Below are 22,801 nucleotides of genomic sequence, written 5' to 3'. Positions count from 1 at the left end.
GGTCATCCTTACCCACGCCGCCGACAGCGGGTCCACAATGGCTGGGTGGATCGGTACGGACGGCGCAGCGTCGCCCTCGCGGCTGGCCTCGCGCTCGTCCTGCTCGCCGTGCTGCTGTGGTGGCTCAGCTCCTGTGAGGACGAGGCGCCGCCCGCGACCTCCCCGCCAGTCGTGACCACGCCGACGCCTCGACCGGAGCCGGCGCCGAAGCCGGTCGATCCGTGCGCCCGCCAGGCCCGTCGCGGGTTCGTTCCGACGGCCATGACGGTCCAGGGCGTCGTCCGGACGGCCGAGGTGTCGGGCATTCCTCGCGACGGCAACGGCGTGGTGGGAGTCCCGCCGGCCGCCGACAAGGACGTCTTCGCCTGGGACCTCGGCGGCGTCGAGCCGGGCTCCGAGACGGGGCACGTCCTGCTCAACACCCACACGTGGCCCGACGGCAGCGCCATGGGCAACCGTCTCCTCGCAGGGCTCGATGTCGGGGACCGTCTCGTGCTGCGGGGCGAGCGGGGCGCGACTGCCTGCTATCGGGTCACCGAGCGGGTCGAGGTGGTCGCGAGCAACCCGCCCGACGGCTGGTCCGCCAAGGACGGCGCACCGCAGGTGGTGATCGTCGTGTGCTCGGGGGAGCGGCGCGGGCCGGGGGACTGGTCGCACCGCACCCTGTGGTTCGCGGATCCGATCGGTCCGGGAGCCAACCCTCGGGCCACCTCGTGACGTCGAAGGGGTGAGAGGAGGGCACGATGGCGAACCCCGACACCCCTCGACCGGCGTGGCACAGCTTCGAGGACTACGTGACCGCCCGCTGGGCCGCGCTGTTCCGGACCGCGCACCTGCTGTGCGGGGAGGCCGGCGCGGCAGAGGACCTGTTGCAGACCACCTTGGTGAAGGTGATGACGCAGTGGCGACGGGTCGAACGGGCCGACTCCCCGGATGCCTACATCCGCAAGATGCTGCTCAACGAGTTGCTGGGCGAGCGCCGCAAGGGCGCCCGACGTGGGGCCCGGCAGCACCTCCTCCCGGTCCCGACCCTGACCGTCGATCCATCCGCGGCCAGTGCGGACCGGCTCGATCTATGGGAGCAGGTCCAGCAGCTCCCGCCCCGGCAGCGGGCCGTCCTCGTCCTGCGTTACTACGAGGACCTCTCCGAGGCCGAGATCGCGTCCGCGCTCGGCATCTCCGCCGGCACCGTGAAGTCACAGGCCTCAGCGGCCCTGCGCGCCCTGCGCGCTTCCCAGCCCCAGCCCACCGAGGAGGTGTCGTGATGAACGACCTCGAGCGCGATCTCTCCGGGATGTTCGCCGACCGTGCGACTGCCGTCGAGGTGCCCCCGCTGCCCGATGTCCTGCGCGATCCGACGTCGACGGGACGACGCTCCCGTCGCGCGGTCGTGGTCGCACTCGTCGCCGCGGCCGTCGCCGCCGTCGCCATCCCGCTCGCCGTCGTCGCCCGCGACGACGAGGGACGCCGGCCGACCGAGCGGCCCACCGTCGTACCCGATGAGGACCGGCGGCCGGCCCTCGAGTTGCCCTACCTGAGCGGCGGTGTCCTCCATGTCGGGGACGTCAGCGTGCCGACGGACGCCACCGGTGTCATCGCGGGCGGCGACGAGGTCTACGTCGTCACCGTCGACGACCGCGGCGCAGAGCACTGGTCGCGCCTGGTCGGCGATGAGCTCGAGCCCGTCTCGTGGCTCGACGACGTCCTGTCGGCCGAGGTGTCGGACGACGGTCGGTTGATCGCCTCCGTCACTGGCCCGGTCAGCGGCGACACCATCGAGATCCACGAGACAGTGACCGGCCGGCTCGTCGACCGCTTCGCGGTTGAGGAGCCCGTCTGGGAGGTCCAGGTACTCGCCGGATGGGACCGCGCCGGCCGGCTCTTCTGGCACGACGGAGCGGCGCCGAGGATCTGGCGCAGCGACACCGGCGCCGCGACGTGGAGCACCGGCGGTCTCGTCTGGGCGGGAATGGCACCCTCCGGTCCGATCCTCTGGGACGGCGAGACCGAGCGCTCGACGGTCGTGGCCGTCGAGGCGGACGGTACGACGAGCCCGGTGGCGCAGGTGCCGGTCAGCGGTACGGCGGCCTGGTCGGCCGACGGCCGCATCGCCTACGTCGACGACGCGGCGTCCGCGATCTTCGTGGAGGACCTCACCACCGGCCGGCGGACCCGGCTCGACGTCACCGCTGCGGACCAGCTGCTGGGCTGGAGCGGACCGCTCGTCGTGGTGCGCGAGGGCCACTTCGACGGCGAGGTCGACCAGCCCGGCGAGGGAGACCCGATCATCACCATCGACCCGACCACCGGGGAGCGGCAGGTCATCGGAGAACTGGGTGCGGAGGACGGCGGCTTCCCGGGACTCGGCGGGACCGGAACGCTCTGACCCCGACTCCGGGTCAGAGCCTCACGACGTCGGGCGCTCGGCGACGGGCGTCGCCCCGTTGGCGGAGTCGGGAACGTGCCGCTCGAGCACGAGGGCCATGACGGCGATGGCCGCGCAGCCGAGCACCATCAGGGCGACGTAGAGGCCGGCGAGGTCCTGCTCGAGGAGTAAACCCGCGACGACCGGGCCGGCGATGGCACCGCACTGGAACGCGGCGGCGCTGATCGCGTTGTAGCGACCACGGGTGTGGTCGTCGGCGAGGTCGTTGGTCATCGCGGGGACGGTCGGCTGCAGCATGGTCTCGCCGAGCGCGAAGACCGCCATGAAGCCGAGGATCCCCACGATCGCCACGGCGCCGCCCGGGGCGAGTCCGGCGAGTCCGATCAACCCCCACGCCACGGCCCAGACGGCCGCCATCACGATCATCACCCGGGTGCGCATCCGGCCCGAGATCCGTGACAGGACCGAGAACTGCAGCACGACGATCACGGCGGTGTTGACCGCGAAGGCCAGGCCGACGGTGCGGGTCGAGACGTCGGCGACCTGACGGGCGTAGCCGGGGAGCCCCGCCTCGAGCTGGCCGTAGCCGATGAACATCGCCACGAACGTCAGCGCCGCGAGCCACCGCACGGCCGGCTCGCGCAGGATCGCCAGGTAGCTGGCCGCCGGCGCATCCAGGTCGGCCGGCCGCTCGGCGCGGCCATGGACGTGGCGCAACGGCACCAGCAGCAGCGTGAGGGGGATCAGTCCCGAGGCGGCGTCGCCGAGGAAGATGAAGGTGAAGGTCTCGGGCCGGTCGACGTCGGCGAACAGACCACCGACGATCCCGCCCACCCCGATGCCGAGGTTGACGAGGGCGAAGTTGATCCCGAAGTACTGCTGGCGCAGGTCACCGTCGACCACCGCCGCGATCAACGCGTTGAACGCCGGCCAGGACACCCCGAAGTTGAAGCCGATCAGCACCAGCGCCACGGCAGCCGCCAGTGGCGTGGTCGCGAAGGCGAGCAGGACGTTGCCCGCGATCATCGCGGTGATGCCGGCCAGCAGGACCGCGCGGGCGCCGTAGCGGTCGGTGAGGGCGCCACCGGGACCGGTCACCAGCAGCCCCACGATGGCGATCAACGCCATCAGGGTCCCGGACAGGCCGAGATCGAAACCGCGCACCTCGTGGAGATAGATCAGCGTGAACGGCAGGGTCAGGCCGCGCCCGAGGGTCTGGATCGCGACGGTGGACAGCAGCCAGCGTCCCTCGGTCGACAGGGCCGCCCAGAAGCTCACCATGCAGTCCTCCGCGAGGGCGCGGCGACGCGTCGAAACCTGGTCACTCGGCGGGCAGGGTCGCGGCGTACGACGCCCCGCGCTCCACCCATGCGGCGAGCACGTCGTCGGCGGGCTCGTCGTGGAGCAGGTCGCGGATGCGCTGGGCCAGGGCTTCGTCGTACGCCATGACGTCAGGCTAGAACGGCCCGCCGACGTCGATCGACCGAGTTAACGCGGGCGCCAGGAGGGATCGCGGCCGATGAAGCCCATCAACCGGTCGCACCACGTCGCGTCTTCGGCGACGGGGATCCGCGGTCCGTACTGGCCGCTGGAGCGCAGCATCTCGTCCATCGGCTCCATGCCCTCGAGCATCGCCCGGCAGCGGTCCTCGTCGAGCCGGTCCTCCTGGCCGGTCGAGCGGGCCAGGTCCCAGGTGTGCATGAAGACGTCGGCGACGTAGAACTGCGAGATGGCCTCGGTCAGCGGCATCGCCGGCAGGTGGGGGTGGGCGAAGTTCTCGTTCGCGGCGTCCGGGTCGTCCAGGATCGCCTGGACGCCGGCCGTGTGCTGCTCCCAGGCGGCGACGGGGTCGTCGTCGACGGAGGTCACCTCGGGCAGTCGGCGGTCGCTGCCGCCGGCCAGGAAGCCGGGGAACCACTCGACGAGGTGACGCACCACGTCGCGGGCCTGCCAGGCCGGCACCGGGGTGGGGGCGTCCCAGTCGCCTGCGCCGCGCACCCGCTCGGCGAAGACGGCGGCGCTCGCGCGGTGGTCGTCGGCGGGGGAGGGCGCGCTCACTCGTCGGCCTTCAGGCCCGCCAGGAGGTCGTCGAGGGCGTCGTAGCCCTCGTTGACGCCGACCTCCATGCCGCTGGCGAGCATGCCGGCGCGGGACTCGAAGTCATAGACGACCGACAGCGCCTCCAGGCGGGTGCGGCCGTCGGGCAGCTCGTGGAAGAAGAGGGTGTCGAGGCTGACGGCCTCCGGCATCTCCTCGAAACCGAAGGTCTGCACGATCCGCTCGTGCTCGTCGACCCGGTGGACGGCGCCGTAGAAGTGGGCGACCTCCTCGCCGTCGCGGGTGGCGGTGTAGCGGTATTCACCGCCGGTGCGCAGGTCCCACACGTCGATGTCCATGCCGATGGAGTGCGGACCCATCCACTGCTTCACGAGGTCGGGCTCGACGTGGGCGCGCCACACGAGCTCGCGCGGGGCGTCGAACTCGCGCACGATCCGCACGGTCGGGACGTCGGGGTCGGCCTCGATGGTGGTGCCGGGGTGGCGCTGGGCGTGGTTCTGGGTGTGGGTGGTGCTCATCCTGCTGCTCCTCGCTGCTCGTGGGGGATGTCGGCGCTGACGGTCCTGTCGGCGCTCGCGGTGTCGTCGGTGCCTGCGCCCTGCATCCGGGCGAGGACCTGGTCGAGGCGCTGGTAGCGCTCCTCGGCCTGCTGGCGGTATCTCTCGATCCACTTCGTCATCAGGTCGAACACCTCCGCGTCCAGGTGCACCGGCCGTCGCTGCGCGTCACGACTGCGCCGCACCAGTCCCGCCTCCTCGAGCACCTTCAGGTGCTTGGAGACGGCCTGGAGGGACACGTCGTACGGCGCCGCGAGCTCGCCCACGGTCGCGTCGCCCGCCGCGAGGCGGGCCACCATGTCGCGCCGCGTGGGATCGGCGAGGGCGCCGAAGACCCGCGACAGTCGGTCGTCTTGCTCAACCATGAGGTTGAGTAAACGTCGGCCTCGGGCCTTTGTCAACCTTCGGGTTGAGAAAGGTGCTCAGCGGGCGTAGCGGATTCGCAGCCAGGTCTGCGCGCCGAAGTTGATCGCCGCGGCGCGGGCCTCCTCGACCCGCAGTCCCCGCGCCTGGCACGCTCGGGCGATCCACCGGAGGTCGTGTGCGATCGTGCCCTGCTCGACCGACTCGTGGCTGCGGCCCACCCACTCCGCGCCGTCGTAGTCGGGACGCTCCTCGGTTGCGGGGTAGTAGGACGTGAGGAAGGTGGCGCCCCGCACCGAGGTCGCGACGAAGCCGTCGAGCATCGCCTCGATCTGCGGCTTGGAGGCGTGGCTCCAGATCGATCGCGCCAGGTAGTAGTCGAAGGTCTCGCCGAACTGCGTCATCGAGAAGTCGTCGTGCTCGGAGAAGGTCGGGCGCTTGGCGGCCACGAGCTCCTCGCCCAGCAGCACCTCGATGCCGGCTCGGAGCATCTCGCGGTCGGGCTCGATGCCGAAGTAGCAGCCGGGGTCGAGCAGGCGAACCAGGAGGTGGCCGGCGCGCAGCGAGCCGCAGCCGATGTCGAGCACCTTCGCATCCGTGCCCATGCCGTGGTGCAGCAGTGCCATCAGCTGCTTGCGCCCGGCGAGCCCGAAGTTGGCGCGAGGCCCGCCGAGCATCACGCCCCGGGCTTCGAGGGCATCGGCCGCTCGGGACAACGAGTCCGACATGTGTGCACCTCCGTCGACGCGGCGACCGTCTCCCCGACCGCCTGCGTGCAGGCTCTCACGCGATGGGAGCCGGGCGTCGGAAGTCGACGCGGGTCAGCCGCGGGTCATCGGCGGCTGGACGACGGTCGCCGGGCCGCGCCGGTAGAGCAACGCAGGGCGGCCGCCGGCCTCGGTCGCCGAGCCGCGTCCGTCGGTCGCGACGACGAACCCCTCGGTGCCGAGCACCTTGCGGCGGAAGTTGCCGAGGTCCGGGGGAGTGCCCCACACGGCCGCGTAGACGCGGCGCAGCTCGGGGAGCGTGAACGGCTCGGCGACGAACTCCGTGGCGAGCGTCGTGTACTCCAGCTTGGCGCGCACCCGCTCGCGGGCATCGGTCAGGATCTGGCGGTGGTCGAACGCGAGCACCGGGGTGTCCGGGCTCGTGCCCTCGCCCAGGAGGTCGTCGACGACCCACCAGCGGGCGTCCGCGGCGTCGGTGCCGGCCTGCGGCTCCGGCAGGTCGGGCGCCAGCGCGACGTGGGCGATGGACACGACTCGCTGCCGTGGGTCGCGGTCGGGCGCGGAGTAGGTCCGCAGCTGCTCGAGGTGGCCGGGGAAGCGGTCGACCCCGGTCTCCTCCCGCAGCTCGCGCCACGCCGCCTGCTCGGCGTCCTCCTCGGGCTCGATGAAGCCGCCGGGCAGGGCCCACGACCCGGCGAACGGCTCCTCGCCGCGCTCGATCAGCAGGACGGCGAGGGCTCCGTCGCGGATGGTGAAGATCGCGAGGTCGACGGCCACCGCGAACGGGGGATGCGGGTGGTTCATCGCGGCACCGCCACTCCGGCCGCGGCGAGCTCCTCGAGCGCGGCGGCCGACGTCTCGGGGGCCACGCCGGCGTGCAGGCCGTCCAGCAGGGTGACCTCGAAGCCCGCCGCGCGGGCGTCGAGGGCCGTGGCGCGCACGCAGTGGTCGGTCGCGATGCCGGTGACGTCCACCTCGGTGACCCCGGCCGCACGCAGGACGTCCTCGAGCCGTTCGTCGGCGTCGGTGACCCCTTCGAAGGCCGAGTACGCCGGCACGCCCATGCCCTTCACGACGTGGTGGGTCACCGCGCCCGTGTCGAGCTCCGGGGCGTAGTCCGAGCCCGGCGCGCCCTGCACGCAGTGGACCGGCCAGGTCGTGACGTAGTCGGGATCGACGCCCGGCTCGGGGAAGTGGCCGCCATTGGTGTCGCCGGCGTGGTGCCAGTCGCGCGACGCGGCGACCACGGCGTAGTCGCCGGCGTGCTCGGCGAGGTGCCGGCTGATCCGGCCGGCGACCTCGCGGCCGCCGGTGACGGCGAGCGAGCCGCCCTCGACGAAGTCGTTCTGCACGTCGACGACGATCAGTGCTCGCTTCGCGGCGTTGCCAATGACGGGCTCCATGACGGGTTCCTCTCTCAGTGCGGTGGTCAGGTGGGGTGGACCGGCGGCGACCGTGCGCGCCTCCGGCGGCAGCGTGGCGAGGCTGGTCGCCGCGTGGGTGCGCACCGCCGTCAGGGTGGGATGGTGGACGGTCCGGCCACCGCGGACCAGGGGCACCTGGGCGGGCCGGCTGCCCGGGCTGGGGTGGGCGTCGCCGGTGACGAAGTACTCGGCCACCAGGTGCCCGTTGGCGTCGTACTCCCGGAAGGGGTGCTTGCGCCCACCGACCGAGGCCTTGTCCTTGGACTTCTTGGCGACCGGGCGGAGGGGTGCGCCGGGCGCGTCGGCGATGGCGACCAGCTTGTAGACCATGCTCGCCGTCGGGTGGCCCGAGCCGGTCGCGACCCGGGTGCCGACGCCGTAGCCGTCGATCGGGGCGTCGGCCAGCGCGGCGATGACGAACTCGTCGAGGGCGCTGGTCGCGACGATGCGGGTCGCGGTCGCGCCGAGCGAGTCGAGCAGGGCCCGTGCCTTGACGGCCTCCTCCGCGAGGTCGCCCGAGTCGATCCGCACGGCGCCCAGCCCGGTGCCGGCGACCTCGACGGCGGTACGGATGCCCTCGGCGATGTCGTAGGTGTCGACCAGCAGGGTGGTGCCGACGCCGAGTGCCTCGACCTGGCTGCGGAAGGCGTCGGCCTCGGTGGCGTGCGCGAGCGTGAAGGCGTGCGCCGCGGTCCCGGCCGTGGGGATGCCGTGGCGACGCCCCGCGGCGAGGTTGCTCGTCGTCGCGAAGCCGGCGATCCACGCCGCCCGGGCGGTGGCGACAGCCGCCTCCTCGTGCGTACGACGCCCGCCCATCTCGATGATCGGCCGGTCTCCTGCCGCGTCGACCATCCGGACGGCCGCGCTGGCGATCGCGGTGTCGTGGTTGAGGATGCTGAGCACGAGGGTCTCGAGCACCACGCACTCGCCGAGCGTCCCGGTGACAGTCAGCACCGGGCTGCCGGGGAAGTACAGGTCGCCCTCCCGATAGCCGTCGACGTCGCCGCGGAACCGGAAGTCCCGCAGCCATGCGGCCGTCTCGTCGCCCACGACCCCCTGCTCGGTCAGCCAGGCGATGTCGCCGGCGTCGAACGTGAAGGCCTCGATCGCCTCGAGCAGTCGTCCGAGGCCGGCGAGCATCCCGTAGCGGCGGCCCTCCGGCAGGCGCCGGGCGAAGGCCTCGAAGACCGCGGGTCGACCGGCGCTGCCGTCGCGGACGAAGGAGTCGAGCATGGTGAGCTCGTAGCGGTCGGTCAGCAGTCCGGTGCGGTCCATCTCGACTCCTCGATGTTGTAGTCATGCTGACTATAACAGGTCTCATCTACGGTTCCATCATGCGGGAGCCCGGCGAGCCGTACGAGCGGCACGAGTCCGGGGAGCGGGAGCGGACGGCCGCCGCCGCGGACGCCCACGAGCGATCCCTCGCGACCCGCCGCGACGAGCGCCGCCGCCGCGGCGCGTTCTACACCCCGCCCGAGCTCGTCGCGTGGGTGCTCGACCACGCCCTGGCCGGCCTCGCACCGGGCGCCCCCGTCCTCGATCCCGCCTGCGGGGCGGGCCATTTCCTCGTCGCCGCGGCGCGCCGGGTCGGCGTCGCGGCCGTCCACGGCTCGGACCTCGACCCCGAGGCCGTGCGGATCGCCCGCGAACGCTTGGCCGCCGAGGACCCCTCCGTCCCCGCCGACCTGATCGCGGCACAGGTCGTCGTCGCCGACGGCCTGAGTGCCTGGCAGGGACGCCGGTTCGCCGCGGTCGTGGGCAACCCTCCGTTCCTCGGCCAGCTGCGGCGTCGTACCGCCGGACAGTCGGAGGACAGCCGCCGCGGCCTCGGCGCCTACACCGACACCAGTGCGGTCTTCCTGCATCGGGCGCTCGACCTCGTCGACGAGGGCGGCGTGGTCGCGCTCGTGCAGCCACTGTCGGTGCTGGCAGCTCGGGACGCGGGCCCGGTCCGCGCTGCGGTCGCCGAGCGCGGTGCGGTCACCGACCTCTGGTGCTCGCCGCGGCCCGTCTTCGAGGGGACACCGGTGCTGACCTGCGTGCCGGTCGTGAGGCTCGGTGCCGGCCCGCCGACCGATCGCGACGCCTGGGGTGCGCTGGCCGCACCTGCCTTCGACATCCCCGCGGTCGACCTGCCCGCGGGCGCGGGCCTCGTCGGCGACCTGGCGACCTGCACGGCCGACTTCCGCGACCAGTACTACGGGCTCGTGCCGTTCGTCCGGGACGACCCCGGCGGCCCCACGCCGCTGGTGACGAGCGGCCTCGTCGATCCGGCCGAGCTGCGCTGGGGAAGCGTCTCGACCCGCTTCGCGCGCCGGTCGTACGACGCCCCGTCGGTCGACCTCGCCGCGCTGCGCGCCGACGGGGGACTGGCCCGCTGGGCCGATGCGCGTCTCGTCCCCAAGCTGCTGGTCGCCGCCCAGGGCCGGGTGATCGAGGCGGTCGTCGACGAGGAGGGAGCGTGGCTGCCGTCGGTGCCGGTGCTGAGCGTCGTCCCCCACGATCCGGCCGACCTGTGGCGGCTCCTCGCCGTGACCCTGGCGCCTCCTGTGGTCGCGCACGCCGCCGCCCGCTACCTCGGCACCGGGCTCACGCCGGGATCGGTGAAGGTCAGCGCGCGCCAGCTGGCTGCGCTCCCACTGCCCGTTGATGCGGGCGCCTGGGCCGAGGGTGCCGAGCTGGCGCGGTCGGCCCAGGCGGCGCGCGACGGGGAGCGCCCGCCGCTGCTGGCGGCCACCGGGCGGGCGATGACCGCGGCCTATGGCGCCGACCCGGCGTCGTACGACTGGTGGTGGGGGCGAATCCGACGATGAGTTCCGGCGACCAGGGCGGTCGATTCCGGCATGGGTGACTTCCTGGCCGACGGGGTCGAGCTGTTCGCGGGTGTCTGCGTGCGCGACTACGCGCAGGCGCTGCCGTGGTACGAGGCGCTGCTGGGTGGCCCACCGACTTTCCGGGCGCACGACACCGAGGCGGTGTGGGAACTGGCTCCCCACCGTTGGCTGGTGGTCGAGCAGCGCCCGGAGCGGGCCGGGCACGCCACCCAGACGGTGTTCGTCGACGACCTGGATGCCCGTGTGGCCGCGGCCTCGGAGCGAGGTGTCGAGCCGGCCGACCAGGAGACCTATGGCGACGGCGTCCGCAAGGTGATCTTCCGGGACACCGACGGCAACGAGATCGGCTTCGGCGGCAACCCGGTCACCGACCCCGGAGCCGCCGACTGAGCACGCCGGCCGTGGCGACGACCTCCTCGGCCAGCTGCCGGCTTGGACGTTCCGTCACGCCGTCGCTCGGGTAGGTCAGTGCGACGCCGGCGACCGGCAGGCCGTTGTGATCGACGACCGCGGCGGCCACGCTCGCCAGCCCGGGCGTGACCTCCCCGTCCTCGACGGCGTAGCCGCGCTGCCTGGTCGCCGCCATCACGGAGCGCAGGGCGGTGGGGGAGCCGGGGCCGACCCCGGTGCGGTCGACGAAGGCGGCGCGGTCGGGATAGAGGGCGCGCACCTGTGCGGTCGGCAGGTGGGCGAGGATCGCGCGACCGCTCGCCGTCAGGTGCGAGGGGAGGCGGACGCCGACGTCGGTGACGAGCGGCGGTCGGCCCGGTGCGCGCTCCTCGACGACGTAGAGGACGTCGCGCCCGTGCGGCACGGCCAGGTGCGCGCTGTGCCCGGTCCGGTCGACGAGCGCGGCAAGGGGACGACGTGCGAGCCGCTGCAGCGGCGCCTGCCGGGCATAGCCGCTGCCGACCTCGAAGGCCGCGACGCCCAGACCGAAGCGTCGCTCGTCGGGCAGGTGCACCACGAAGCCTTCGTCCGCCATGGCCTGGAGGAGGTGATAGGTCGAGGAGCGCGGCAGGCCGACCTCGCGTGCGATGCGCTCGACCGCGACCGGCTCCGGTTGGCCGGCCAGGAAGCGCAGCACCCGCAGGGCGCGGGTCGCTGCGGGGACCTGGGACATGTCCCCAACTGTCTCGTATCCGAGACGCATTCGCCAACGACGTGCTGGCACGCGGCATCTCCGGGGGCTGCAATGGAGGCATGACGACAGTGACCGTCGGGACCGGACCGGTCTCGTTCGAGGACGTGGTGGCCGTGGCGCGCGAGGGCGCGGCCGTGGAGCTGGGGCCGGACGCGATCGACGCGATCGACCGGGCCCGAGCGGTGATCGACGACCTCGCCGCCTCGGCGACCCCCCACTACGGCGTCTCCACCGGCTTCGGCGCCCTCGCCACCCGGCACATCGCCCCCGAGCTGCGCACCCAGCTGCAGCGCTCGCTGGTCCGATCGCATGCCGCCGGCAGCGGCCCCGAGGTGGAGCGCGAGGTCGTGCGGGCACTGATGCTGCTGCGTCTCTCGACGCTCGCGACCGGTCACACCGGCTGCCGACGCGAGACGGCCGAGCTGCTCGCCGCGCTCCTGTCGCACGGGATCACGCCGGTGGTGCACGAGTACGGCTCACTCGGCTGCTCCGGCGACCTCGCGCCGCTCGCACACTGCGCGTTGGCGTTGATGGGTGAGGGTCCCGTGCGTACGGCGGACGGTGAGCTGACCGACGCGGCCACCGCCCTCGAGGCCGCCGGACTGGCGCCGGTCCAGCTCCAGGAGAAGGAGGGGCTGGCGCTGATCAACGGCACCGACGGCATGCTCGGCATGCTGGTGCTGGCGATCCACGACCTCACCGACCTGCTCAAGGTCGCCGACGTCTCCGCCGCGATGTCGGTCGAGGGCCAGCTCGGCACCGACCGGGTGTTCGCCCCGGAGCTGCAGGCGATCCGGCCTCACCCCGGCCAGGCGCTGTCGGCCGCCAACCTCACCGCGCTGCTGCGCGACTCCGGCGTGGTCGCCTCCCACCGCGGTCCCGACTGCAACCGGGTGCAGGACGCCTACTCGCTGCGCTGCTCGCCGCAGGTGCACGGCGCTGCCCGCGACACCGTCGCCCACGCCGCGATGGTCGCTGCCCGCGAGCTGGCCTCGGCCGTCGACAATCCGGTCGTCGTCGACGGACGCCTCGAGTCCAACGGCAACTTCCACGGCGCGCCGGTGGCCTACGTCCTCGACTTCCTCGCGATCGTGGCTGCCGACGTCGCGTCGATCGCCGAGCGTCGTACGGACCGCTTCCTCGACAAGGCCCGCAACCACGGCCTGCCGCCCTTCCTCGCCGACGATCCGGGCGTGGACTCGGGGCTGATGATCGCGCAGTACACGCAGGCCGCCGTCGTCTCCGAGCTCAAGCGCCTCGCCGCGCCCGCGAGCGTCGACTCCATCCCGAGCAGCGCGATGCAGGAGGACCATGTCTCGATGGGCTGGTCGTCCGCGCGCAAGCTGCGCCGCTCCGTCGACGGGCTGTCCCGGGTGCTGGCCATCGAGCTGATGACCGCCGCACGCGCCCTCGACCTCCGGGCGCCGCTCACCCCCAGCCCGGCCACCGGCGCCGTCGTCCGCCTGCTCCGCGACGCCGGTGTCGGCGGCCCCGGGACCGACCGCTTCCTCGCTCCCGAGATCGACCTCGCCCACCAGCTCGTCACCGGCCGCGCCGTCACCGCCGCGGTCGCCAGCGTGATCGGAGAACTCCAGTGAACGACCGCCTCCCCATCCACGCCGCCACCGGCACCGAGCTGACGGCGAAGTGCTGGCAGACCGAGGCCCCGCTGCGGATGCTGATGAACAACCTCGACCCGGAGAACGCCGAGAACCCCGCCGACCTCGTCGTCTACGGCGGCACGGGCAAGGCCGCCCGCAGCTGGGAGGCCTACGACGCGCTCGTGCGCACGTTGCGCGACCTGGAGCCCGACGAGACCATGCTGGTGCAGAGCGGCAAGCCGGTGGGCGTGATGCGCACGCACGAGTGGGCGCCGCGGGTGCTGATCGCCAACTCCAACCTGGTCGGCGACTGGGCGAACTGGGAGGAGTTCCGCCGCCTGGAGGAGCTCGGGCTGACGATGTACGGCCAGATGACCGCCGGCTCGTGGATCTACATCGGCACCCAGGGCATCCTGCAGGGCACCTTCGAGACCTTCGCCGCTGTGGCAGACAAGCGCTTCGGGGGGACCTTGGCGGGGACGATCACCCTCACCGCCGGCCTCGGCGGCATGGGCGGCGCCCAGCCGCTCGCGGTCACGATGAACGACGGCGTGGCGATCTGCGTCGACGTCGACGACTCCCGCATCCAGCGCCGCATCGAGCACCGCTACCTCGACGTCCGGGCCGACTCGCTGGAGCACGCGCTGGAGCTGGCGATCCGGGCCCGCGACGAGCGCGCGCCGCTCTCGATCGGCCTGCTCGGCAACGCGGCGGAGGTGTTCCCGCGCCTGCTCGAGATGAAGGCGCCGATCGACATCGTCACCGACCAGACCTCCGCGCACGACCCGCTGTCCTACCTCCCCGTCGGCGTGCCCTTCGTGGAGTGGCACGACCGCGCACAGCAGGACCCCGCCGGCTTCACCAAGGAGGCACAGGCCTCGATGGCCGCGCACGTGCGGGCGATGGTCGAGTTCCAGGACGCCGGCGCCGAGGTCTTCGACTACGGCAACTCGATCCGCGACGAGGCCCGCAAGGGCGGCTACGACCGGGCCTTCGAGTTCCCGGGGTTCGTGCCGGCCTACATCCGGCCACTGTTCTGCTCTGGAGCTGGGCCGTTCCGGTGGGCGGCGTTGAGCGGCGACCCGGCCGACATCGCCGCGACCGACCAGGCGATCCTCGAGCTGTTCCCCGAGAACGAGCGGCTGCGCAAGTGGATCACCATGGCCCAGGAGCGGGTGCACTTCCAGGGTCTGCCGGCCCGGATCTGCTGGCTGGGCTACGGCGAGCGCCACCTCGCCGGCCTCAAGTTCAACGAGATGGTCGCCAGCGGTGAGCTGAAGGCGCCGATCGTGATCGGCCGCGACCACCTCGATTGCGGGTCGGTCGCATCGCCCTACCGGGAGACCGAGGCGATGCTCGACGGCTCCGACGCGATCGCCGACTGGGCGCTGCTGAACGCGCTGGTCAACACCGCATCCGGCGCCACCTGGGTCTCGATCCACCACGGCGGCGGCGTCGGCATGGGACGCTCGATCCACGCCGGCCAGGTGTGCGTCGCCGACGGCACGGACCTCGCGGCTGCGAAGATCGAGCGCGTGCTGACCAACGACCCGGGCATGGGCGTCATCCGCCACGTCGACGCCGGCTATGACCGTGCGGCCGAGGTGGCAGCCGAGCGCGGGGTGCGGATCCCCAGCCAGGAGGGCTGAATGTCCTTCGAGCAGATGTGGCGCGACATCGCGCCGATCGGCCGCTCGGCCTCCTCGGGCGGCTACTTCCGCCAGCCCTGGCACTCCGCCGATCTGGAGCTGCGCGCGTGGTTCCGCTCCGCCGCCGCGTCCCGTGGTCTGGAGGTCGAGGAGGACCCGTTCGGCAACCTCGTCGCCTGGTGGGACGGAACTGTCGGTCGTCGAGTAGCCGCCGAGGAACGAGGCGGCGTATCGAGACGTGGCGCCGTCCTCACCGGCTCCCACCTCGACTCCGTCCTCGACGGCGGGGCCTACGACGGCCCGCTCGGTGTGGTCTCGTCCTTCGCAGCTCTCGACCTGATGCGCGACCGGGGCATCGAGCCCACGCGGCGGCTCGGGATCGCGGCCTTCGTCGAGGAGGAGGGCTCCCGGTTCGGGCTGGCCTGCCTCGGCTCCCGGCTCGCGGTCGGCGCCACGAGCTGGGTCGACGCCCAGCAGCTGACCGACCGCGACGGCGTACGACTCGGCGACGTGGTCGAGGGCCCCACCGACGGCGCAGGCTCCGCCCTGCTCGAGGGCGTCGAGACCTACGTCGAGCTGCACGTCGAGCAGGGCCGCGCGCTCATCGACCGCGACGCCGCTGTCGGCGTCGGCAGCGCGATCTGGCCGCACGGGCGCTGGCGCTACGACATCGCGGGTCGCGCGGACCACGCCGGCACGACGCGGATGGAGGACCGAGCCGACCCGATGCTGACCTACGCGATGACCGCGCTGGCCGCCAACAAGCAGGCCCGGCTGTCCGGTCAGCGGGCGACCTTCGGCCGGATCGACGTGCGCCCCAACGGCACCAACGCGGTGCCCTCCCACGTCACCGCCTGGCTCGACGCCCGTGCCGAGTCGAGCGAGACGCTGGCCCGGCTCACCGCTGCGATCGAACGCCAGGCCCGCGAGCGTGCCGAGCGCGACGGCACGACCGTGGCCGTCACCCGCGAGTCGGTCAGCGGCGAGGTCGCCTTCGACGACGTCATGCGGGACGCGCTCGCCGCCCGCCTCGGGGATGCGCCGGTGCTGCCGACCCAGGCCGGCCACGACGCCGGCGTCCTGCAGGCCGCCGGCATCGCCAGCGCGATGCTGTTCGTCCGCAACCCCAGCGGTGTCTCACACTCGCCGGAGGAGACCGCGGAGACGGCCGACTGCCTGGCCGGGGTGGAGGCGCTGGCCGCCACTCTGACGGGCCTGGTCGGCCGATGACGGCCTGGCTGCTGGAGAAGGCCTGGGTCGACGGTGTCGTCCGCAACACGGTGCGCGTCGAGATCGAGGACGGCATGTTCACCAGCGTCGAGCCCGACGCGACCCGCACGGCCACGCCGCTGCGCGGGCTCACCCTCCCCGGCTTCGCCAACACCCACAGCCACGCGTTCCACCGTGCCCTGCGCGGTCGCACCCAGCGAGCCAGCGGCACCTTCTGGACCTGGCGCGAGCAGATGTACGACGCCGCCGCGCGCCTCGACCCCGACAGCTACTTCGACCTCGCCAGCGCCACCTACGCCGAGATGCTGGCCGCCGGCTACACGTCGGTGAGCGAGTTCCACTACGTCCACCACCAGCCCGACGGCACGCCGTACGACGACCCGAACGCGCTGGGCCACGCGCTCGTCGCAGCCGCGGAGACGACGGGCATCCGGTTGACGCTGCTCGACACCTGCTATCTCGCCGGTGGCATCGGCCAGCCGCTGTCGCCGGCGCAGTGCAGGTTCGGCGACGGCGATGCCGACCGGTGGGCCGCGCGGGTGGCTGACATCCGGCATGGCGACCAGACCCGGATGGGCGGGGCGATCCACTCGGTGCGGGCCGTCCCACGCGACCAGATGTCGACCGTGGTCGCCGCGCTGCAGGGGCGACAGCTCCACGCCCACGTGTCCGAGCAGCCGGTCGAGAACGAGGCCTGCCTGGCGGCGTACGGCCTCACGCCCACGGCACTCCTGGCCGAGGAGGGCGCCCTCGGTCCACGCGCGACGGCCGTGCATGCCACGCACCTGACCGATGCCGACATGCGGCTGCTGGCCGAAACCGACACCGAGGTCAGCCTCTGTCCGACCACCGAGCGTGACCTGGGCGACGGCATCGGCCCGGCCAGCGCGCTGGCCGATGCGGGCGTGCGCCTCAGCATCGGCAGCGACAGCCAGGCGGTGATCGACCCGTTCGAGGAGCTGCGCGCCTGGGAGATGGACGAGCGCCTCGCGTCCGGCGAGCGCGGCCGCTTCGCCGCCGCCGACCTGCTCGCCCGCACCGCCGGCCGGATCGCCGTCGGCGAGCCCGGAGACCTGGTCACCCTCGACCTCGCCAGCCCGCGCACCGCCGGCACCGGCGCCGACGAGCACACCGCCGTCTTCGCCGCGACCTCCGCCGACGTGACCCAGGTGGTCGCCGGCGGCCGGGTCGTCTTCGACGGCGACCACGGGCGGGTCGGCCGTGCCCTCGCCACCGCGGTCGAGAGGCTGTGGGCGTGAACCACCCGACGAGCATCCTCATCACGAACATCGGCGAGCTGGTCACCCACGACCCCGAGCTCGGCACGTTCGCCGGTGCGGCGCTGGTGGTCGACGGCGGCACCGTCGCGTGGATCGGACCGACGGCGCAGGCGCCTGCCGCCGACGAGGCGTTCGACGCCGAGGGCCGGGCGGTCATCCCCGGCTTCGTCGACAGTCACAGCCACCTCGTCTTCGCCGGAGACCGGGCAGGGGAGTTCCAGGCCCGGATGGCGGGGGAGTCCTATGGCGCCGGCGGGATCCGCACCACGGCCGCCGCGACCCGCGCGGCCCCCGACGACGAGCTCGCCGCTGGCGTCGCCCGCCACGTCGCGGAGATGCGGCGTCAGGGGACCACCACCGTCGAGATCAAGTCGGGCTACGGCCTCACCGTCGACGACGAGGCCCGCTCGCTGCGCATCGCCCGCGGGTTCACCGACGAGACCACCTTCCTGGGCGCGCACGTCGTCCCGCCCGAGTACGCCGACGACCCCGCCGGCTACGTCGAGCTGGTCACCGGTCCGATGCTGGCCGCCGCGGCGCCGTACGCCCGATGGATCGACGTCTTCTGTGAGACCGGAGCGTTCGAGGTCGACCAGGCCCGCGCCATCCTGCGCGCCGGTGAGGCAGCCGGTCTGGGCGGGCGGCTGCACGCCAACCAGCTCGGGCCCGGCCCCGGGGTGCAGCTCGCCGCCGAGCTCGGCCTCGTCGCCGTCGACCACTGCACCCACCTGACCGACGACGACGTGCACGCCCTGCGCGATGCCGGCACCGTGGCCACCCTCCTGCCGGGCGTGGAGTTCAGCACCCGTCAGCCCTATCCCGACGCCCGGCGGCTGATCGACGCCGGCGTGACCGTCGCGCTGGCCAGCGACTGCAACCCGGGCTCCTGCTTCACCAGCTCGCTGCCCTTCTGCATCGCCCTGGCCGTCCGCGAGATGGGCATGACGCCCGCGGAGGCCGTGTGGGCGGCCACCGCCGGTGGTGCGCGGGCACTGGGCCGGACCGATGTCGGCGTCCTCACGCCCGGCAACCGGGCTGACCTGGTGCTGCTCGACGCGCCGAGCCACGTGCACCTGGCCTACCGTCCCGGCGTACCCCTCGTGGCGCGGACCTGGACCGCCAGCTCCGCCTAGTGGCGTGGGTCAGAAGTGCCCAATGACTTCTGACGCGCGGCACTAGAGTGGGGGCATGAGCCGCAAGCGCGCGATCTGGCTGTCCATCGGCGGCGTCCTGCTCGTCGTGCTCGTGGTGGCGATGCTCGTCTTCCAGCCGTGGCTGCTGTTCGTCGACGACGAGGTCGATGAGGCCGACGACGACAGTCGCGTCGTCGGGACGGCGAGCGCCGGCCTGACCCAGACCGAGGCGCCCTCGGCCGACGGGTCGCAGGCCACGCGCGTCGAGCTCGCGTCGGCGGAGTTCATCGACGCCGAGCACGGCACGACCGGCACCGCCACGATCTACCTGCGCAGTGACGGCTCCCGCTTCCTGCGCCTGACCGACTTCGAGACGTCCAACGGGCCGGACCTCCATGTCTGGATCACCGATCGCCGCAGTGGTGGCGACTGCGAGGGATGCTTCGACTCGTGGGGCATCTACGACGACGGCGAGCACGTCGGGCTGGGCGAGCTCAAGGGCAACGTCGGTGCGCAGAGCTACGAGATCCCCGAGGACGCCGACCTCGCAGACATGAGGTCCGTCGTCGTCTGGTGCGACCGGTTCAACGTCGCCTTCGGCACGGCCGACATCACCTGACCTCGCCCGTCTGCCCACCGGCCCGGCTGCGGCAGTCGATCGACGACAGTTGGCGGTATCTCGCTCGCGCCGTCACTCGTGGCCCGTCAGGATTCAGTCATGACCACCGAGCAGTCCAGTCCCATCGAGCCCGACACCAAGGACTGGACGTGGGTGCTCGACGAAGCTTGCCCGGAGTGCGGGTACGACGCCGGCGCGGTCGACCGCGCCGACATCGGACAGACGATCAGGGACAACGCCGACTTCTGGTCGAGGGTCCTCGCCGATTCCCGTGCCGCGGACCGCCCGCGACCGCCGGTCTGGTCCCCGACCGAGTACGCCTGTCACGTCCGTGACGTCAACAGCGTGTTCGCCGGGCGGGTCCGCCAGATGATCGCGGCGAGCGATCCCGAGTTCGCCAACTGGGACCAGGACGAGACCGCCGCGGCCGATCGCTACGACCTCCAGGATCCGACGCTCGTGGCGTCGCAGCTGGCTGCGGCGGCCGACGATGCTGCCGCGGCGTACGACGGCATCGGCGCCGACGACGCGACCTGGGCGCGTCCCGGTCGACGCAGCAACGGCAGCGTCTTCACCGTCGAGTCCCTCGGCCGCTACCACCTGCACGACCTGGTGCACCACCGCTGGGACGTCCGGTGGATCATGAGCGAGTGAGACACACCGAGTTCTGGTCGCGGATGGAGGCACACCTCGGGGCGAGCTACGCCCCGGTGTGGGCCGACCAGTTCGTGATGAGCGAGCTCGGCGGTCTGACAGCGCGTGAGGCGCTGGACGCGGGGATCGCCCCGGTCCGCGTCTGGCGGGCGGTCTGGGCGGCGCTCGGCCTGCCGGCGAGCGAGCGGTGACCGGCCTGGCGGTGGACGCGTCGACGCAGCAGGTGCAGCGGCGCACGGTCCGGGTCCTCGTCCTCACGCAGGCGGTCGGTGCGGTCGGCATCACCATCGGCATCGCGACCGCGTCGCTGCTCGCCCGCGACCTGTCGGGCTCGGAGGCCATGTCCGGGCTCGCGCAGACCGCGCAGGTGCTCGGCGCGGCGGTGATCTCGTTTCTCCTCGCGCCGGTGATGGCGCGCCGTGGCCGTCGTACGGGTCTCGTGACCGGCTATCTGATCGGTGCCACCGGCGGCCTCACGGCCGTGCTCAGCGGGGTCGTCGGCTCGATGGCGCTGCTGCTCGTCGGCGCCGTGATGCTCGGCGCTGCCACCGCCGCCAACAGTGCTGCCCGCTATGCCGCCACCGACCTCGCGACCGGCGAGGGGCGGGCCCGGTCGCTGTCGCTCGTCGTCTGGGCGACCACCATCGGTGCCGTCGCGGGCCCGAACCTGACCGGTCCCGCGGGTGCGCTCGCCGACGCGGTCGACATCCCCGAGCTCACCGGACCCTTCGCCCTCGGCGCCGGCGGCATGTTGCTCGCCGCCCTCGTCGTCGGCACCTTCCTCCGTCCTGACCCCCTCCTGCTGGCCCAGCAGGTGGCCCAGCAGGTGACGGAGTCGGAGCGCGGCAGCGGGATGACCGGACTGCCCGGTCTGACCGGTCCGACCGGTGGGCCGGGTCGTGGCTCGTCGTGGAGCCGGGCTGTCGGGGCCGTCCGTGAGCGTCCGGTGCTCGGCCACGCGATCGCCGGCCTCTCGCTGGCGCACGCCACGATGGTCGGCGTGATGGTCATGACCCCGCTGCACATGGAGCACGGCGGCGCGGGGCTGGAGGTGATCGGCGTGGTGATCAGCGGCCACGTGCTCGGGATGTTCGGCTTCTCGCCGCTGGTCGGGTGGCTCGCCGATCGGCTCGGCCGGCCGCAGGTCCTCGCAGCCGGGGGAGTCATCCTGCTGGTGGCGCTCGGCCTCTGCGCCTCCGCGCCGACCGGCATGTCGTGGCAGGTGAGCGGCGGGCTGTTCCTGCTCGGCGTCGGCTGGTCGTTCTCGATGGTGTCGGCCTCGACGATGGTCGCCGAGCACGCGCCGCTGGAGGCCCGCACCGACGTGCAGGGCGTCTCCGACCTCGCCATGGGGCTCACCGCAGCCGTCGCAGGTGCACTGGCCGGCGTCATCGTCGGCATCGCGGACTACCCGGGCCTGGCCCTGGCCAGCCTGGTGCTCGTCGTCGGAGTCCTCGGGGCAGCGGCCCGCGCGGTCCTCGAGTCGAGCGGGACGACACGCCGCGCCGCCTGACGCGCATCGAACACCTGTTCGTCTAGGTTGGAGCCACGACGACCGGTGACCACCGCTCGTCCACAGGTACGACGCCGGGGTGGGCTGTCCACACCCACGGCACGGCTGATCAGGCTGTGTCGGGACCCCCCTTTAGCGTCGCCGACGTACCTGGCCGACCACGACCCTCACAGGAGATCCCCATGGCTGACGACCGACTCAAGGCCCTCGACACCGCCCTGCTCAGCATCGAGAAGGCCTACGGCAAGGGCTCGGTGATGCGCCTCGGGGAGGACACCCGCGCCCCCCTCGACGTGATTCCCACTGGCGCCATCGCCCTCGACGTCGCCCTCGGCATCGGCGGTCTTCCGCGCGGGCGGGTCGTGGAGATCTACGGCCCCGAGTCCAGCGGCAAGACCACGGTCGCCCTGCACGCCGTGGCCAGCGCCCAGGCGGCGGGCGGCATCGTCGCCTTCATCGACGCCGAGCACGCCCTCGACCCCGACTACGCCCAGGCCCTCGGCGTCGACACCGACGCCCTCCTGGTCTCCCAGCCCGACTCCGGTGAGCAGGCCCTCGAGATCGCCGACATGCTGATCCGCTCCGGCGCCCTCGACCTGATCGTCATCGACTCCGTCGCCGCGCTCGTGCCCCGCGCCGAGATCGAGGGCGAGATGGGCGACAGCCACGTCGGTCTGCAGGCACGTCTCATGTCGCAGGCCCTCCGCAAGATGACCGGCGCCCTCAACCAGTCCAAGACGACCGCGATCTTCATCAACCAGCTGCGCGAGAAGATCGGCGTCATGTTCGGCTCGCCCGAGACCACCACCGGTGGTCGCGCGCTGAAGTTCTACTCCTCGGTCCGCCTCGACGTGCGCCGTATCGAGACCCTCAAGGACGGCACCGACATGGTCGGCAACCGCACCCGGGTCAAGGTCGTGAAGAACAAGGTCGCGCCGCCGTTCAAGCAGGCCGAGTTCGACATCATGTACGGCAAGGGCATCTCCCGCGAGGGTGGCCTGATCGACGTGGGCGTCGAGGCGGGCCTGGTCCGCAAGGCCGGCGCCTGGTACACCTACGAGGGCGACCAGCTCGGTCAGGGCAAGGAGAACGCCCGCACCTTCCTCAAGGACAACCCCGACCTCGCCAACGAGCTCGAGAAGAAGATCCTCGAGAAGCTCGGCGTCACCGCCAGCGTCGAGGACGACCTCTCCGACCTCTCCGACGAGCCCATCGGCGTCGACAGTTTCTGATGGGCCGAGCGTGTTGCCCTGTCGAGGGCGGTTGCACGAGCGTCGGTCATCGAGGAGTGAGCGCCAGCGAGCGTCACGAGATGCCCGTGCGGACCTCGACAAGGCGGCCACAGGGGTCTCGTGACGCCCGCTCGTCCCTCGCGGGGCTCCTCGACCACCGGAGGTGAGCGGTGCCTGCGGTGCCGGACGGGGCAACCCCCGCCGGCGCATCGGGGTGCCCTCGGCTGGCAAGAACGGTCAGCCGCGAACGACGGTGGCCGAGGGCGGGGTCCCCGCTCTGCGCCGCCGGGGGTTGGCCCGGGAGGCGCCGCAGGCGCCGACCGCACAGCAAGCACAGTCCGCCCAGCAAGGCACAGAGGTCTCGAGACGGCCGTGGCCGGCCTCCTCGACCAACGG

The 22,801-nt window shown here is 72.7% G+C and carries 24 protein-coding genes and 1 pseudogene; 15 read left to right on the top strand and 10 right to left on the bottom strand.

Annotated elements, in window-relative coordinates; translation table 11 throughout:
* Positions 1-45 precede the first annotated feature (45 nt).
* Genes E9934_RS06070 through E9934_RS06060 form a run of 3 tightly spaced genes read left to right on the top strand, consistent with a single transcriptional unit; the run spans position 46 to position 2,386 of the window.
* Positions 46-717, top strand: a complete 672-nt coding sequence (locus E9934_RS06070) for a class F sortase (RefSeq protein WP_136561995.1) — start codon at positions 46-48, stop codon at positions 715-717.
* 26 nt (positions 718-743) lie between these two features.
* Positions 744-1,265 carry a SigE family RNA polymerase sigma factor gene (locus E9934_RS06065; RefSeq protein WP_136561994.1) on the top strand — a complete coding sequence of 174 codons (522 nt, stop codon included), beginning with the start codon at positions 744-746 and terminating at the stop codon, positions 1,263-1,265.
* Positions 1,265-2,386, top strand: coding sequence for a hypothetical protein (locus E9934_RS06060; protein ID WP_136561993.1), 1,122 nt, complete (start codon positions 1,265-1,267; stop codon positions 2,384-2,386). Before E9934_RS06065 ends, E9934_RS06060 begins: the two co-directional genes overlap by 1 nt.
* A gap of 21 nt (positions 2,387-2,407) precedes the next feature.
* On the opposite strand, the gene E9934_RS06055 is transcribed toward E9934_RS06060, so the two are convergent.
* The 9 genes and pseudogenes from E9934_RS06055 to E9934_RS19540 all read right to left on the bottom strand — a co-directional run.
* The gene (locus E9934_RS06055) at positions 2,408-3,667 is read right to left on the bottom strand and encodes an MFS transporter (RefSeq protein ID WP_136561992.1); all 1,260 of its coding nucleotides are present in this window, start codon (positions 3,665-3,667) and stop codon (positions 2,408-2,410) included.
* Between the two features lie 40 nt (positions 3,668-3,707).
* The gene (locus E9934_RS20425; protein WP_275106616.1) at positions 3,708-3,833 is read right to left on the bottom strand and encodes a hypothetical protein; all 126 of its coding nucleotides are present in this window, start codon (positions 3,831-3,833) and stop codon (positions 3,708-3,710) included.
* A 41-nt stretch (positions 3,834-3,874) separates the two neighbouring features.
* A complete protein-coding gene (locus tag E9934_RS06050; protein WP_136561991.1) occupies positions 3,875-4,444 on the bottom strand; it encodes a TIGR03086 family metal-binding protein in 570 nt (189 codons plus the stop codon).
* Positions 4,441-4,962 (bottom strand): SRPBCC family protein, encoded by a 522-nt coding sequence (locus E9934_RS06045; RefSeq protein WP_136561990.1) that lies wholly within the window; start codon positions 4,960-4,962, stop codon positions 4,441-4,443. Before E9934_RS06045 ends, E9934_RS06050 begins: the two co-directional genes overlap by 4 nt.
* On the bottom strand, positions 4,959-5,366 hold the full coding sequence (locus tag E9934_RS06040) for an ArsR/SmtB family transcription factor (RefSeq protein ID WP_136561989.1): 408 nt from the start codon (positions 5,364-5,366) through the stop codon (positions 4,959-4,961). The genes E9934_RS06045 and E9934_RS06040 overlap by 4 nt, the downstream gene beginning before the upstream one ends.
* A gap of 57 nt (positions 5,367-5,423) precedes the next feature.
* On the bottom strand, positions 5,424-6,092 hold the full coding sequence (locus E9934_RS06035) for a class I SAM-dependent methyltransferase (RefSeq protein WP_136561988.1): 669 nt from the start codon (positions 6,090-6,092) through the stop codon (positions 5,424-5,426).
* Between the two features lie 93 nt (positions 6,093-6,185).
* Positions 6,186-6,896, bottom strand: a complete 711-nt coding sequence (locus E9934_RS06030) for an NUDIX hydrolase (RefSeq protein ID WP_136561987.1) — start codon at positions 6,894-6,896, stop codon at positions 6,186-6,188.
* Positions 6,893-7,495, bottom strand: coding sequence for an isochorismatase family protein (locus E9934_RS20610; protein WP_158294958.1), 603 nt, complete (start codon positions 7,493-7,495; stop codon positions 6,893-6,895). The genes E9934_RS06030 and E9934_RS20610 overlap by 4 nt, the downstream gene beginning before the upstream one ends.
* Positions 7,496-7,510: 15 nt before the next feature.
* A pseudogene (locus tag E9934_RS19540) lies at positions 7,511-8,791 on the bottom strand (nicotinate phosphoribosyltransferase); the annotation flags it as partial.
* A gap of 59 nt (positions 8,792-8,850) precedes the next feature.
* Between E9934_RS19540 and E9934_RS06020 the strand changes: the two are divergent.
* Both E9934_RS06020 and E9934_RS06015 read left to right on the top strand, forming a co-directional pair.
* Positions 8,851-10,329, top strand: coding sequence for an N-6 DNA methylase (locus E9934_RS06020; RefSeq protein ID WP_158294938.1), 1,479 nt, complete (start codon positions 8,851-8,853; stop codon positions 10,327-10,329).
* Positions 10,330-10,359: 30 nt separating this feature from the next.
* Positions 10,360-10,740, top strand: coding sequence for a VOC family protein (locus E9934_RS06015; protein WP_136561984.1), 381 nt, complete (start codon positions 10,360-10,362; stop codon positions 10,738-10,740).
* On the opposite strand, the gene E9934_RS06010 is transcribed toward E9934_RS06015, so the two are convergent.
* On the bottom strand, positions 10,715-11,473 hold the full coding sequence (locus tag E9934_RS06010; RefSeq protein ID WP_136561983.1) for an IclR family transcriptional regulator: 759 nt from the start codon (positions 11,471-11,473) through the stop codon (positions 10,715-10,717). The two genes, E9934_RS06015 and E9934_RS06010, sit on opposite strands and share 26 nt — an antisense overlap.
* An 80-nt stretch (positions 11,474-11,553) precedes the next feature.
* On the opposite strand from E9934_RS06010, the gene hutH reads away from it, so the two are divergent.
* From hutH to recA, 10 genes are all read left to right on the top strand, one after another.
* Positions 11,554-13,092: a histidine ammonia-lyase gene (gene hutH, locus E9934_RS06005; RefSeq protein ID WP_136561982.1), complete on the top strand. Its 1,539-nt coding sequence runs from the start codon at positions 11,554-11,556 to the stop codon at positions 13,090-13,092.
* Positions 13,089-14,744 (top strand): urocanate hydratase, encoded by a 1,656-nt coding sequence (gene hutU, locus E9934_RS06000; RefSeq protein ID WP_136561981.1) that lies wholly within the window; start codon positions 13,089-13,091, stop codon positions 14,742-14,744. The genes hutH and hutU overlap by 4 nt, the downstream gene beginning before the upstream one ends.
* Entirely contained in the window at positions 14,745-15,974 is a 1,230-nt protein-coding gene (locus E9934_RS05995) for an allantoate amidohydrolase (RefSeq protein WP_193556872.1), read from the top strand.
* Positions 15,971-17,233: a formimidoylglutamate deiminase gene (locus tag E9934_RS05990; protein ID WP_136561980.1), complete on the top strand. Its 1,263-nt coding sequence runs from the start codon at positions 15,971-15,973 to the stop codon at positions 17,231-17,233. The genes E9934_RS05995 and E9934_RS05990 overlap by 4 nt, the downstream gene beginning before the upstream one ends.
* Positions 17,230-18,387, top strand: coding sequence for an imidazolonepropionase (gene hutI / locus E9934_RS05985; RefSeq protein ID WP_136561979.1), 1,158 nt, complete (start codon positions 17,230-17,232; stop codon positions 18,385-18,387). Before E9934_RS05990 ends, hutI begins: the two co-directional genes overlap by 4 nt.
* Positions 18,388-18,442: 55 nt before the next feature.
* Complete coding sequence (locus E9934_RS05980) at positions 18,443-19,006, top strand: DM13 domain-containing protein (RefSeq protein ID WP_136561978.1); 564 nt, start codon at positions 18,443-18,445, stop codon at positions 19,004-19,006.
* Positions 19,007-19,105: 99 nt separating this feature from the next.
* Entirely contained in the window at positions 19,106-19,660 is a 555-nt protein-coding gene (locus E9934_RS05975) for a DinB family protein (protein WP_136561977.1), read from the top strand.
* Complete coding sequence (locus tag E9934_RS05970) at positions 19,657-19,851, top strand: DUF3046 domain-containing protein (protein WP_136561976.1); 195 nt, start codon at positions 19,657-19,659, stop codon at positions 19,849-19,851. Before E9934_RS05975 ends, E9934_RS05970 begins: the two co-directional genes overlap by 4 nt.
* Positions 19,848-21,173, top strand: coding sequence for an MFS transporter (locus E9934_RS05965; RefSeq protein WP_238694804.1), 1,326 nt, complete (start codon positions 19,848-19,850; stop codon positions 21,171-21,173). The genes E9934_RS05970 and E9934_RS05965 overlap by 4 nt, the downstream gene beginning before the upstream one ends.
* A 182-nt stretch (positions 21,174-21,355) precedes the next feature.
* Positions 21,356-22,405, top strand: a complete 1,050-nt coding sequence (gene recA / locus E9934_RS05960; RefSeq protein WP_202977212.1) for a recombinase RecA — start codon at positions 21,356-21,358, stop codon at positions 22,403-22,405.
* Positions 22,406-22,801: the final 396 nt, after the last annotated feature.

Source organism: Nocardioides caeni, from assembly GCF_004912195.1.
GTDB lineage: Bacteria > Actinomycetota > Actinomycetes > Propionibacteriales > Nocardioidaceae > Nocardioides > Nocardioides caeni.
The sequence above is the reverse complement of the archived record's forward strand: the minus strand, read 5'-3'. Positions and strand labels throughout refer to the sequence as shown.

Bases quoted from the DNA above. Each gene is read 5' to 3' on its own strand.
- E9934_RS20425 (WP_275106616.1), bottom strand. From the start codon at position 3,833: ATGGCGTACGACGAAGCCCTGGCCCAGCGCATCCGCGACCTGCTCCAC.
- E9934_RS06055 (WP_136561992.1), bottom strand. From the start codon at position 3,667: ATGGTGAGCTTCTGGGCGGCCCTGTCGACCGAGGGACGCTGGCTGCTG.
- E9934_RS06035 (WP_136561988.1), bottom strand. From the start codon at position 6,092: ATGTCGGACTCGTTGTCCCGAGCGGCCGATGCCCTCGAAGCCCGGGGC.
- E9934_RS06060 (WP_136561993.1), top strand. From the start codon at position 1,265: ATGAACGACCTCGAGCGCGATCTCTCCGGGATGTTCGCCGACCGTGCG.
- E9934_RS06030 (WP_136561987.1), bottom strand. From the start codon at position 6,896: ATGAACCACCCGCATCCCCCGTTCGCGGTGGCCGTCGACCTCGCGATC.
- E9934_RS05975 (WP_136561977.1), top strand. From the start codon at position 19,106: ATGACCACCGAGCAGTCCAGTCCCATCGAGCCCGACACCAAGGACTGG.
- E9934_RS05990 (WP_136561980.1), top strand. From the start codon at position 15,971: ATGACGGCCTGGCTGCTGGAGAAGGCCTGGGTCGACGGTGTCGTCCGC.
- E9934_RS06020 (WP_158294938.1), top strand. From the start codon at position 8,851: ATGCGGGAGCCCGGCGAGCCGTACGAGCGGCACGAGTCCGGGGAGCGG.
- E9934_RS05980 (WP_136561978.1), top strand. From the start codon at position 18,443: ATGAGCCGCAAGCGCGCGATCTGGCTGTCCATCGGCGGCGTCCTGCTC.
- E9934_RS20610 (WP_158294958.1), bottom strand. From the start codon at position 7,495: ATGGAGCCCGTCATTGGCAACGCCGCGAAGCGAGCACTGATCGTCGTC.
- E9934_RS05995 (WP_193556872.1), top strand. From the start codon at position 14,745: ATGTCCTTCGAGCAGATGTGGCGCGACATCGCGCCGATCGGCCGCTCG.
- hutH (WP_136561982.1), top strand. From the start codon at position 11,554: ATGACGACAGTGACCGTCGGGACCGGACCGGTCTCGTTCGAGGACGTG.
- E9934_RS06010 (WP_136561983.1), bottom strand. From the start codon at position 11,473: ATGTCCCAGGTCCCCGCAGCGACCCGCGCCCTGCGGGTGCTGCGCTTC.
- E9934_RS06045 (WP_136561990.1), bottom strand. From the start codon at position 4,962: ATGAGCACCACCCACACCCAGAACCACGCCCAGCGCCACCCCGGCACC.
- recA (WP_202977212.1), top strand. From the start codon at position 21,356: ATGGCTGACGACCGACTCAAGGCCCTCGACACCGCCCTGCTCAGCATC.
- E9934_RS06065 (WP_136561994.1), top strand. From the start codon at position 744: ATGGCGAACCCCGACACCCCTCGACCGGCGTGGCACAGCTTCGAGGAC.
- E9934_RS06015 (WP_136561984.1), top strand. From the start codon at position 10,360: ATGGGTGACTTCCTGGCCGACGGGGTCGAGCTGTTCGCGGGTGTCTGC.
- E9934_RS06040 (WP_136561989.1), bottom strand. From the start codon at position 5,366: ATGGTTGAGCAAGACGACCGACTGTCGCGGGTCTTCGGCGCCCTCGCC.